This is a genomic window from Streptomyces sp. NPDC058289, from assembly GCF_042880975.1.
In the GTDB taxonomy this organism is placed as follows: domain Bacteria; phylum Actinomycetota; class Actinomycetes; order Streptomycetales; family Streptomycetaceae; genus Streptomyces; species Streptomyces stoeckheimensis.
Genome location: NZ_JBHVYI010000031.1, coordinates 24,304 through 35,343, shown reverse-complemented (window position 1 = coordinate 35,343; position 11,040 = coordinate 24,304). Strand labels below are relative to the sequence as shown.

12 protein-coding genes are annotated in these 11,040 nt (G+C 73.4%); 5 read left to right on the top strand and 7 right to left on the bottom strand.

What is annotated here, in order from left to right:
• Positions 1-112: 112 nt before the first annotated feature.
• A complete protein-coding gene (locus ACFVX6_RS18060) occupies positions 113-739 on the bottom strand; it encodes a YigZ family protein (RefSeq protein ID WP_389692519.1) in 627 nt (208 codons plus the stop codon).
• Positions 740-1,232: 493 nt separating this feature from the next.
• Between ACFVX6_RS18060 and ACFVX6_RS18055 the strand changes: the two genes are divergently transcribed.
• Entirely contained in the window at positions 1,233-1,637 is a 405-nt protein-coding gene (locus tag ACFVX6_RS18055; protein WP_389692606.1) for a CoA-binding protein, read from the top strand.
• Positions 1,638-2,208: 571 nt separating this feature from the next.
• On the opposite strand, the gene ACFVX6_RS18050 is transcribed toward ACFVX6_RS18055, so the two are convergent.
• Positions 2,209-2,790, bottom strand: coding sequence for a helix-turn-helix domain-containing protein (locus tag ACFVX6_RS18050; protein WP_389692517.1), 582 nt, complete (start codon positions 2,788-2,790; stop codon positions 2,209-2,211).
• 126 nt (positions 2,791-2,916) lie between these two features.
• Between ACFVX6_RS18050 and ACFVX6_RS18045 the strand changes: the two genes are divergently transcribed.
• Positions 2,917-3,786, top strand: a complete 870-nt coding sequence (locus ACFVX6_RS18045; RefSeq protein WP_389692515.1) for an EamA family transporter — start codon at positions 2,917-2,919, stop codon at positions 3,784-3,786.
• Positions 3,787-3,958: 172 nt separating this feature from the next.
• Complete coding sequence (locus ACFVX6_RS18040) at positions 3,959-4,447, top strand: hypothetical protein (RefSeq protein ID WP_389692513.1); 489 nt, start codon at positions 3,959-3,961, stop codon at positions 4,445-4,447.
• Positions 4,448-4,499: 52 nt separating this feature from the next.
• On the opposite strand, the gene ACFVX6_RS18035 is transcribed toward ACFVX6_RS18040, so the two are convergent.
• The gene (locus tag ACFVX6_RS18035; protein ID WP_389692511.1) at positions 4,500-5,258 is read right to left on the bottom strand and encodes an acyltransferase; all 759 of its coding nucleotides are present in this window, start codon (positions 5,256-5,258) and stop codon (positions 4,500-4,502) included.
• A gap of 126 nt (positions 5,259-5,384) precedes the next feature.
• Here ACFVX6_RS18035 and ACFVX6_RS18030 point away from each other — a divergent pair, with 126 nt between their 5' ends.
• On the top strand, positions 5,385-5,930 hold the full coding sequence (locus ACFVX6_RS18030) for a gamma carbonic anhydrase family protein (RefSeq protein ID WP_389692509.1): 546 nt from the start codon (positions 5,385-5,387) through the stop codon (positions 5,928-5,930).
• Positions 5,931-6,029: 99 nt separating this feature from the next.
• Here ACFVX6_RS18030 and ACFVX6_RS18025 read toward each other — a convergent pair whose 3' ends face one another.
• From ACFVX6_RS18025 to ACFVX6_RS18010, 4 genes are all read right to left on the bottom strand, one after another.
• Positions 6,030-6,740, bottom strand: coding sequence for a DedA family protein (locus ACFVX6_RS18025; protein WP_389692507.1), 711 nt, complete (start codon positions 6,738-6,740; stop codon positions 6,030-6,032).
• A gap of 61 nt (positions 6,741-6,801) precedes the next feature.
• The gene (locus tag ACFVX6_RS18020; protein WP_389692505.1) at positions 6,802-9,327 is read right to left on the bottom strand and encodes a beta-glucosidase; all 2,526 of its coding nucleotides are present in this window, start codon (positions 9,325-9,327) and stop codon (positions 6,802-6,804) included.
• 203 nt (positions 9,328-9,530) lie between these two features.
• Positions 9,531-9,683 carry a DUF2191 domain-containing protein gene (locus ACFVX6_RS18015; protein ID WP_389692604.1) on the bottom strand — a complete coding sequence of 51 codons (153 nt, stop codon included), beginning with the start codon at positions 9,681-9,683 and terminating at the stop codon, positions 9,531-9,533.
• A 163-nt stretch (positions 9,684-9,846) separates the two neighbouring features.
• Complete coding sequence (locus tag ACFVX6_RS18010; RefSeq protein WP_389692503.1) at positions 9,847-10,281, bottom strand: hypothetical protein; 435 nt, start codon at positions 10,279-10,281, stop codon at positions 9,847-9,849.
• 145 nt (positions 10,282-10,426) lie between these two features.
• Here ACFVX6_RS18010 and ACFVX6_RS18005 point away from each other — a divergent pair, with 145 nt between their 5' ends.
• Positions 10,427-10,999 carry a hypothetical protein gene (locus ACFVX6_RS18005; protein ID WP_389692501.1) on the top strand — a complete coding sequence of 191 codons (573 nt, stop codon included), beginning with the start codon at positions 10,427-10,429 and terminating at the stop codon, positions 10,997-10,999.
• Positions 11,000-11,040: the final 41 nt, after the last annotated feature.

The following is an 11,040-nucleotide window of genomic DNA, read 5'->3' as shown; positions in this document are numbered from 1 at the left end:
CCCTGCTGGATGACCCCGCCGGCCGGACCGCGCCGGCCGGACCCTGAACCCCTCTACGCTAACGCCTCCCCGGCGTCGCTCCGTCCCCTTCGTCCCTTCGCCCCCTCGGCAGTCAGGGCGCGTACGTCTCCCCGCCCGGGGTGAGGGTGGCGCTGCCGGCGGTGCTGTCGGCGAGCCAGGCCTCGAAGGCGGGCAGGTCCGCCTCGGGCAGGGCGACCTCGATCTCCACGGCGGCCCCGTAGCGCACGTCGACCACGGTCCTGCCGGTGGAGCGCAGGTCGTTCTCGGTCTTGCCGGCCCGCTGGTGGTCGACGGTGACGGTGACCAGCCGGTACCGGTGCCGGGTGACGGTGCCGAGCACGTCGAGGGCCTCTCCGACGACCCCGCCGTAGGCACGGATGAGCCCGCCGGCGCCGAGCTTCACGCCGCCGTAGTAGCGGGTGACGACGGCGACGGCGTAGCGGATGTCCCGGCGCGTGAGCATCTGCAGCATCGGCACCCCGGCGGTGCCGCCGGGCTCGCCGTCGTCGCTGGCCTTCTGCACGGAGGCGTCGGCGCCGATGACGTAGGCGAAGCAGTTGTGCGAGGCGGTGGGGTGCTCCTTGCGGATCCGGGCGACGAACTCCTGCGCCTCCCGCTCGGTCGCCGCGGGCGCGAGCGCGCACAGGAACCGGGAGCGATTGATCTCGGACTCGTGCACACCCTCACGGGCCACCGTCACGTACTGGTCTGCCTTCACCCGTCCACCCTAAGCCGTGGCCCAGGCCGGACCGGCCGGAGGAGAACCGGGCGCCCTGCTGACCCGCCTCGGCCGTTGACCCACTGACCACGAAGGCGGGCGCGGCTGCCGCCGGACCCGGGACCGCCCACTGCTCCGGGGGCCGGACCCAGGGAGCGAAGCGCTGATCGGGGCCCGCGTCCTCGCGTCAGTACCGCAGGACCGTTTCCCGGGCGATGTCGAGGCGCCCGGCGGCGATGGGGCACGAGACCGGCTCCTGCCCGCCTCCATCGGCCTCGAAGGCGACCACGACCGGCGGCTCCTCGCCGGGCCGGCGCGTGATCTTCAGGAGTTCGTCGGGCGGCGGGGCCCGGAAGACCGGATCGAGAGAGCGGCTTGACGAGTGAGGACCCTGAGGCGCCTACGGGGAATCCGACATGCGTCTTTTCTGTTGATCGAGCTGGCGGCAATCAGCGGTCAGACGCAGCAGGACCAGCAGCAGGAGGCGGCACGCGTGTACGGCGATCCGGGAACCATCCGCAAGATCCTCACCGAGCTCGGCGACACCTGGGCCGTGGTGGGCCTGTCCAACAACCGGGACCGGGCCGCGTACCGCGTGGCCGAGGTCCTCCAGCAGTACGGCAAGCGCGTGATCCCCGTGCACCCCAAGGCGGAGACGGTCCACGGCGAGCAGGGCTACCCGTCGCTGGAGGCCATCCCGTTCAAGGTGGACGTGGTGGACGTCTTCGTGAACAGCGCCCTTGCGGGTGCGGTCGCCGACGAGGCCGTCGCGAAGGGGGCGGAGGCGGTCTGGTTCCAGCTGAACGTGGTCGACGAGGCCGCCGCCGCCCGTACCCGCGCGGCCGGGCTGGACATGATCATGGACCGCTGCCCGGCGATCGAGATCCCCGCCCTCTGAGGCCCCGGGGGCCCTCCCGGGCTTCAACCCTTTCAACGCGGCTCAAGTATCCAAACCGCCCAAACGGTACGAATACTTGAGACCGCGCCTCCCCGTCGGGGTCTGCCGCGCACCTCAGGCCGACCGCGACCAGGGAGTCCCGCCGTGATCAGTCATGCCCACAGCCATGCCCCCAGCGATGTCCACAGCCACGCCCGGATCGCCGTGCTCGACCTCGACGGGACCCTGGTGGAGGGCGCCGACGAGCTCGTACGGCTCCTGCACGCGGCCGGGCTGCGGACGGTGCTGATCTCGGGGAGCCCGTACGAGATCGTCCGGCGCGCGGCGGCGGAGCTGGGCATCGGCGGGGCCCACGGGAGCGGGCCGAGTTCCGCCGCGGCCGCTGCACCGGAACCCTCACCACGGCGCCGGCCCTGCCCGGCGGCAAGCGTGCGCCGTCTGCCAGGACCTGATCGCGACGCACCCGGTGCCGGGCGCGGCAAGCCGCGAAGCGAACCGCGACGCCGGCCTGGGGGTCGCCGGCTCGCGCTGACCCCGCCGCGGACACGCGCGGGCCGTCAGCCGCGGGCGGTCAGCCGTGGGCGGTCACCGGCGGGATGGAGACCGCCATGGTCATCTCCATCGGACCGGGCCCCTCGTTGCGGTAGGCGTGCGCGGCGTCCGCCTCGAAGGAGACGGCCCCGCCGGCCGGTACGGCGTACGTCTCGTCCGCGACCACCAGCGTCAGCTCGCCCACCGTGACGTGCAGCATCTCGAAGGTGCCCGGCGGGTGCGGGTCCGAGGCGGTCCCCTCGCCGGGCTCCAGTCGGTAGGTCCACATCTCCACCGGCCCGCGCCGGTCGTCGCCGAGCAGCATGCTCGCGCCGCTGCCGCCCTCGGTGGACCACATCCGCACCCCTTGCCCCGGCAGCACCACCTTCACCCGCGGACCGCGGTCGTGGTCGAGCAGGGTGGTGATGCTGACGCCGAGCGCGTCGGCGAGTTTGACCGTCGTGCCGACACTGGGGTTCGTACGGGCCTGCTCGATCTGGATGATCATGCCCCGGCTCACCCCCGCACGGGCGGCGAGGGCCTCCAGGGTGAACCCGCGCTCCCCGCGCCAGCGCTTGAGGTTGCGGCCGAGTGCCTGGGTGAGCTGTTCGAGGTCCGACACCGTTCCATCCACTCCGTACAATATTTTGGATGACAGGGTTCAATAGACTGAACTATCGTGCGCTGTACTTCACGTGTACTTCATCGTGTACTCCACCGTCCAACGCACTGTACTGCGAGGCCTGCCATGACCGCCCTGTTCGCCTTGGCCACCGCCGCCCTGTGGGGCCTCGCCGACTTCGGCGGTGGGCTGCTCACCCGCCGGATACCGGCCCTCACGGTGGTCGTGGCCTCCCAGGTCCTCGCCGTCCTCGTCCTGGGCGCGGTGGTCCTGGGCACCGGCGCCTGGCGCGAGGCCGGACCGCAGCTCTGGTTCGCGGTGGGGGCGGGGCTGGTCGGTCCGGTCGCGATGCTCAGCTTCTACAAGGCCCTCGCCCTCGGCCCGATGGGCGTGGTCTCCCCGCTCGGATCCCTCGGCGTGGTGGTGCCGATGGGCGCGGGACTGCTCCTGGGCGAGCGGCCCGGCGCCGCCCAGCTCGCCGGGATCGCGGTGGCCGTCGTGGGCATCGTCCTCGCGGGCGGACCCGAGCTGCGCGGCGCTCCCGTGCAGCGACAGGCCGTCGTCCTCACCCTCGTCGCGGCCTTCGGCTTCGGCGCGGTGATGGCCCTGATCGCCCCCGCCTCCTCCTCCGTGCCCGGTCTGTTCCTCGCGCTGTTCGTCCAGCGCGTCACCAACGTCGCCGTCGGCGGCACGGCCCTGTGGGTGCGGACCCGGCGCGGCGTCCCGGCCCTCCCGGCGGGTACGGGCGGCCGGCGGATCCTCTGGGCGCTGCTGCCGGCGCTCGCCTTCGTCGGACTCGCCGACGTCGCGGCGAACGGCACCTACTCCATCGCCGCCCAGCACGGCCCGGTCACCACCGCCGCCGTACTCTCCTCCCTCTACCCGGTGATCACCGCCCTGGCCGCCTTCGCCGTCCTCAAGGAACGCCTGCGCACCGTCCAGGCGGCGGGCGCGGGCCTGGCCCTCGCGGGCACGGTCCTCCTGGCAGCGGGCTAGGGCCTCCTGGGCACCCCTCTCCTGCACGGAGGTGCGACACCGCCGCCCCGCGCCCGTCCCGCCCTCCCGTCCGGCATGCCCGGACCAAGCCCCGCCACCGCGCGGGGCTTTGGTGCGTCACAGACCGGTCACAGGCACCACACAGCCGCCGCGACCCGGACAGAGTGGCGCGATGCGCACACACCGCCCCGCCGTCGCACTCGCACTCGCCGCCGCAGGCCTCCTCGCCCTCACCGGCTGTTCGGAGGTACTCACCAGCGAGCCCAAGCCCGACGCCAAGCCCGTCTCCTCGCCGTCCGCCGCACCCAGCACGGCGCCCACCAGCGCAGCCACCACCGCAGCCCCACCCGCACCCGCACCCGCACCCGTGGGCAGCAAGTCCGCCGCGCCGGCCTCCACTCCGCCGGCAGCCCCGGCACCGGCACCCGCCCGGGCCGCCGTACCCAACGGCGTCGGTCAGGTCCTGCAGACCGCTCAGGACGACGCGCAGGCCGCAGGGTTCTTCCTCCTCGGCTCCACCGACGCCCTCGGCCGGAACCGCATGCAGGTGCTCGACCGGAACTGGAAGGTCTGCTCACAGGCGCCTTCCGCCGGCACACAGGCCGCCACCGGCACGAAGATCGTGTTCAACACGGTCAAGCTCGAAGAGACCTGCCCCTGACCCGCCGGCGCCTGCCGACCGGCGACCGGCGACCGGACAGCAGGCGCGGCGTTCACTCCGGCTCGGCCATGTCCGCCAGTGCGCGCAGCTGGTCCGGTGTCACCCCGTCGGGGATCGGGACCGGCGCCGGGGTGCGCAGCGGTGGCTGCCAGCCCGTCTCGGGGTCCCAGCGGCGGACGATGCGCGCCGGCGCCCCCGCCACCACGGCGTGGTCCGGCACCTCGCCCCGTACGACGGCGCCTGCCGCCACCACGACGTTGCGGCCCAGCCGCGCCCCCGGCAGGATCACCGCGCCGGTCCCCAGCCAGCAGCCCGGGCCGATCTCCACCGGGGCGCTGCGCGGCCACTGCTTGCCGACGGGCTCGTGCGGGTCGTCGTAGCTGTGGTTGGTGGAGGTGATGTACACCCCGGGACCGCAGAAGGTGTCGTTGCCGATCGTGATCCGGGTGTCGGCGATGACGTGGCTGTCACGGCCGATGACCACGCCGTTGCCGAGGACCAGCATCGGCTCGGCGCCGAGGTCGAGGTCCGGCATCATCCCGGCGGTGAGCGTGACCTGTTCCCCGATGATGCAGTGGTCGCCGAGCCGGATCCAGGGCGCGCCGAAGACCGTGCCCTGCGGGAAGGCGAGCCGGGTGCCGTGCCCGATCGCGCCGAAGCGCAGCCCTCCGGGGGTCTCGGCGGTGACCGCGCCGGCCTGCTGCATCCAGCGCCAGCCCGCGTGGACCGCGCGCCCGGCGAGCCGGCGGCGCAGCGCCGTCAGGGAAGAGAGCGCCGTCTGAGAAGAGAACGTGTTCTGGTTCTTCGCCACCGGGTCACCGTAGCGCGCCGGGAGCCCGGGCCGCGCCGTGATCTTCACCCCATCCCCGGGGGTGCGGGCGGCGTGGCCTACGGTTCCGGTAGCGCGACGCGACGTACCGGAAGAGGAAGAGAACACATGACGCAGCAGGCGGCCCAGGCACTCGTGGCGGGTGTCGGCGGGAAGAACCCCGAGATCGACCCGACGGCGTTCACCGCTCCCACCTCCGTCGTGGTCGGGGACGCGCGCCTCGGCGCGGGCTCGAGCATCTGGTACTCGGCCGTGCTCCGCGCGGACTGCGGGCCGATCACGCTCGGTGCCGACAGCAACGTGCAGGACAACTGCACCGTGCACGTGGACCCCGGTTTCCCGGTCTCCATCGGCGAGCGCGTCTCCATCGGGCACAACGCCGTCGTGCACGGCTGCACGGTCGAGGACGACTGCCTGATCGGGATGGGTGCGACGGTCCTCAACGGCGCGGTGATCGGCGCCGGCTCGCTGGTGGCCGCCCAGGCGCTGGTCCCGCAGGGCATGATCGTCCCGCCCGGCTCGCTGGTCGCCGGCGTACCGGCGAAGGTGCGGCGCGAGCTGACCGCGGAGGAGCGCGAGGGCATCAAGGTCAACGCCCTCATGTACACCGAGCTGGCCAAGCAGCACAGCGCCTCGGTGGCCCCGGGCGCGTAGCGGGCGCTGCCACCCCGTGCTCGCCGGCGCCCCGCGCTCGCCCCCTCCGCCGGCGATGCCGCGCCCGCCCTCGGGCCCGGCGGAGGAGGGGCGAGGCTCTCAGTCGGTGAGCACGGTCGGAGCGGCCGAAGCCTGCCCCGGCACCTCAGCCGTGTCCGGGGCCGCAGTCGCAGCCGCGTCGGCACCGGCCTCGACCCGCGCCGCCGCGGCCGCCTTCTTCATCCGTCCGCGCACCACCACGGTCATGGCGAGCCCGCAGACGAGGGCCAGGGCGAGGGCCACCCACGAGAACCCCTTCAGCCAGGGCTCGGCGACGATCCCGATCGAGTAGATGACGGCCGTCGTACCGCCCGCCCACAGGATCCCGCCGAGGACGTTCGCGATCAGGAACCGCCAGTACGGCATGTGCAGCACGCCCGCCAGCGGCCCCGCGAAGATCCGCAGCAGTGCCACGAACCGCCCGAAGAAGACGGCCCACATGCCCCACTTGTCGAAGGAGCGCTCCGCCATGGCCACCTGGTCCGGCCCGAAGTGCTTGGGGAAGCGCCGGCCCAGCCGCTCCAGCATCGGCTTCCCGCCCCTGCGCCCGATCGCGTAACCGATCGAGTCGCCCACGATCGCCCCGGTGGTCGCGCAGATGCCCAGCACCACGGGGTCGATGTGCCCCTGCTGCGAGGCCAGCAGTGCCGAGCTGACCAGGACGATCTCCCCCGGCAGCGGGATGCCGAGGCTTTCCAGTCCGATGACGAGCCCCACCAGGAGGTAGATGCTGACCGCCGGAATCGTCTCCAGCCATTCCTGGATGTGCACCGGTACGTCCTCCCGAGTTGTTCCGCCCGGCCCGCCCCCTGTGGCGGACCGAACGGGCAGCCTATCCGGTCGCCACCACAGCCTTTGCCCGCAGCGGCAGTTCGCGCGAGGAACGCCCCGCGAACACTGCGCGGCGTCCCGTCCCCACCACCCACGCGTCCCGCCCGGGATCCCAGGAGGACAGGGTGCGCGCGTCGAGGTCCATGACGATCCGCCGCTCCTCGCCGGGTTCGAGGGTGAGGCGCCGGTACCCGGCCAGCGCCCGGACCGGCTGGTCCAGCTTCAGGTCCGGGGACGGGCCCACGTAGACCTGGGCCACCTCCGTGCCCGTCCGGCGTCCGGTGTTGCGGACGGTGAACTCCACGCGCAGCCCGCCGTGCTTCCCGTGCGCGCCGCCCCGCCGGACCGCCAGCTTCTCGTACGCCCACGTCGTGTACGAGAGCCCGTGCCCGAAGGCGAACAGCGGAGCCACCCGCTGCTGGTCGTACCAGCGGTGACCCACGTGCACCCCCTCGGTGTACTCCTGCCGCCCGCCCACCCCCGGGTAGCGCACCGGGTCCGCGCCGACCGGGGTCGCCCGCTCGTCGGCCGGGAAGGTCTGGGTGAGGCGGCCGCCCGGGTCCGCGTCGCCGAAGAGCACGTCGGCGGTGGCGGCCGCGCCCTCCTGCCCCGGGTAGTACATCTGGAGGACCGCTCCGGTACGCGGGAGCCACGGCATGGTGGTACCGGACGAGGTGTTGAGCACGACCGTGGTGCGCGGGTTGGCGGCGGCGACGGCCTCGATCAGCGCCGCCTGGCCGCCGGGGAGCCCCAGGGAGGTGCGGTCGCTGCCCTCGGTGGCGTCCTCGTAGGCGAACAGCACCACGCTACGGGCCGCCTTGGCCGCCTTGACGGCCTCGGCGAGGTCGGCGGCCCGGGTCGCCTTCGTCGTGTGCCGCAGCCGCAGCCGCTGCCCCTCGGGTCCGCCCTCGGCGAAGACGGCGAGGCGGTGTTCGCCCGCCTTGAGCGCCAGGGTGCGGCGGCGCACGGTGCGGCCGTCGGGCGCTGCACCGAGCAGTCCGCCGGCGAACTGCTCGGCCACGCCCTGCCGTACGGGGAAGAGCTCCTCCCCGTCGAGCCGGACGGCCGGCCGTTTCCCGGTGTAGTGGACGAGCAGGGTCCACTCGTCGTCGGCGGCCAGCCGGAAGGTCCCCTCGTAGCCCCAGGTGCGCCCGGGTGCCACCGCCCGGTCGTCGAGGCCGGCGTCGGGCGTCAGCAGTTTCGCCGGCAGCGGGCGCCCGTAGAGGTCCTCGCCGAGCGCGTAGCCCACCGTGGAGCCGCTCCCGGCCCGCCGCCGGATCTCGTCGAGGGGTGCGGCGGCCGCGTCCGGCACCACGTGGGCGCTTCCGCCGCCGCCGACGAAGGGGGTCCGCCCGGTGGGGCCGATCACGGCGATGGAGCGGGCGGCGGGGCCCGTCAGCGGCAGGGTGGCCCGCTCGTTGCGCAGCAGGACCGCTCCGGCGGTGGCGATCTGCCGTGCGGTGCGGGCCCCGGCGGCGGCGTCCCGGGCGGGCCGGGCGGCGGGGTGCCCGGCGAGCAGTCCGAAGCGGTCCATGGTGGTCAGGATCCGGCGTACGGCGAGGTCCACGGTGTCCTCGTGGACGGAGCCGCCGCGCACCGCCTCGCGCAGCGGGGCGCCGTAGTGGGTGCCCGCGGGCATCTCCATGTCGAGGCCGGCGCCGATCGAGGCGACGGTGCTGTGGGTGGCGTCCCAGTCCGACATCACCCAGCCGTCGAACCCCCAGCGCCCGCGGAGCAGTTCGTCGAGGAGCGGCTTGTTCTCGCAGGCGTAGACCCCGTTGACCTTGTTGTAGGCGCCCATCACGGCACCGGCCCCGGCGGCCACGGCGGCTTCGAAGCCCCGTAGCTCCGTCTCGTGGAGGGTCTGTTCGGTGGCGATCACGTCGACGGTGTCGCGACCCTTCTCCTGGTTGTTGAGCGCGAAGTGCTTGACGGTGGCGATGAGCCCCTCGTCCTGGATGCCCCGGACGACTTCGGCGACCAGGTCGGCCGTCAGCTTCGGATCCTCCGAGAACGTCTCGAAGTTCCGTCCGGCGTACGGGGTGCGGATGAGGTTGGCCATCGGCGAGAGGAGCACGTCGATGCCGAGCGCCCGGCCCTCGCGGCCGATGACCCGCCCGTACGCGCGGGCGAGCGCCGGGTCGAAGGCGGAGGCGAGCAGGACCGGCGCGGGCAGCGCGGTGGCGGGCTTGGCGACGCGCACCCCTGCCGGACCGTCGGCGAGGCGGAGCGCCGGGATGCCCAGGCGCGCGATGCCCGGCACGTAGCCGGCCTGGCCGAGCGGTTCCGGGTCCGGGCCGCCGTGCAGCAGGACGGTCTTCTCCTCCAGGGTGAGCCGGTCCAGCAGGGCGTCGATCCGGGCGGCGCTGCCGGCCGCGGGAGCGGCGGCGGGGGACGCCCCGGAGGCGGAGGCCCTACGGGGCTGCGCGCCGGGCGGCGGCGCCGGTACGCAGGAGGCCGCGCCGAGGGCGGCGCCCATCGCCCCGAGGAGGCGCATCGCACGGCGTCTGGACACGGCCTCGCTCATGGGCGCTCCCTGCGGCGTGGGCATCGGCGTCAGGTGGCGGGAGCGGCCCGCGCCGGACCGCTCCCGCCGCCCACTGTGCGCCGATCGCCGCGCGGGCCCGCTTCAGGCGCGCCACCGCGACGCCGATGTTCAGCCCTGCGGCGGCGGCCGCCCGATGTTCAGCCCTGTGGCAGCGGCCGCCCGAGCTCGACAAACACCGAAGCTCAGCCCTGCGGCGGCTGCGACCCGAGGTCGACCTCGCGGCGGGGCTCGTCCTGGAGCTGGACCCGTGCCTCGGTGCGGTGGCCGCGCTCGATGTAGTCCCGTACGACGGCCTCGACCGCGTCCTGGGGCGAACCGATCCCGGCGAGGACCATCACCTCCACCACGAGCTCGGCGTCGAGGCTGATGCTGATCTTGGCTCGGCCCGGCACGGGACCCCCTCCATCCGTCGTCGGAGGAGGGACTCTAGCGGGCTCAGGTCTTGGGGCGCAGCGTCCGGGGCCACCCGCGCAGAACCGCAAGCGGCCGCTGGCAAGTTCACCGTCCGGCCGGCGGGAGCACGCCCTTCTTCCGGGCCTCCGCGATCCACCGGCCGGCGGTCGCTTCCGACTTCGCCCACCGGGTGGCGATGGCACGCCGCGGTGGGATGTTGCGCTCGGTCGCCCACCGGTAGACCTCGGCGACCTTGGCGATGTGCTCGTCGGCGCCCCCGTACGGGCGACCCTCGGCGGCCGGCGCGGGCTGAACCTCGCCGGCGATCTCGGCGGTCCGGGCTTCGGCGGCAACCCGGAGCAGCCGGTCCAGGGGGAGCCGGCGCAGCCATGTCGCGGTCACCGGCTGGTCGTTCGGCGCCTTGACGTAGAACCCGTTCGGCTTCGAGCCGCCCGTGGGGAAGCCGATGATGAAGCTGTGGCCCTCGAAGCCCGGGAAGTCCTCCACCGTGACCCCGCTCCCACTGTTCTTGATCCTCACGCCTCACCTCTCACCACAAATTTGATCGCTCGCTTGTCTCAGACGCGTGCAACTTTGATGCGGGTATGCCACCATGATGCCGCCCCTGCCGCATTGCGCCGCACCGCATGACCTGGGGAAACCATCCTTTTCGCAAGGACCCCGCATGTCTGAGTACCCGCAGCAGCCCTACCCTCAGCAGCCCCCGCAGTACCCCGCCCCGAAGCAGGGGATGTCGACCGGCAAGAAGATCGCCCTCGGTTGCGGCATTCCCACCGTCCTGGGTCTCGTCCTCGTCGGCGGCTGCACGGCCATCGTCGGCAAGGCCGCCGACGACGTGTCCAAGGAGATCGACAAGTCCTCCGACAGCTCCATCGTCCAGCCCGAGGGGGCGAAGCCGTCCGGCGGCGGCCCGGTCGACGCCGAGCCCGACATCACCAAGGACGTCGCCGTCAAGTCCTGCAAGGTCGCCCCGACGAACTACGGCACCAAGGAGGTCGAGGTCGAGCTGGAGTTCACCAACTCCGGCGAGCGCCGGTACTCCTACGTGGCGGAGGGCGAGGTGCTCGTGAACGGCGAGAAGAAGGCCGACATCACGTCCTTCGCGCAGAACCTCGACAAGGGCCAGAAGTACACCGACGACAAGGCGGGCAGCGGAGCGTACGACGTCGCCGACAAGCTCAAGGCCGGCGACAAGCTCGAATGCAAGCTCATCAAGGTCAGCCGCAACTCCTTCTGATCCGCCGACCGAGGGAGCCCGCCCCCGCAATGACGGGTCGG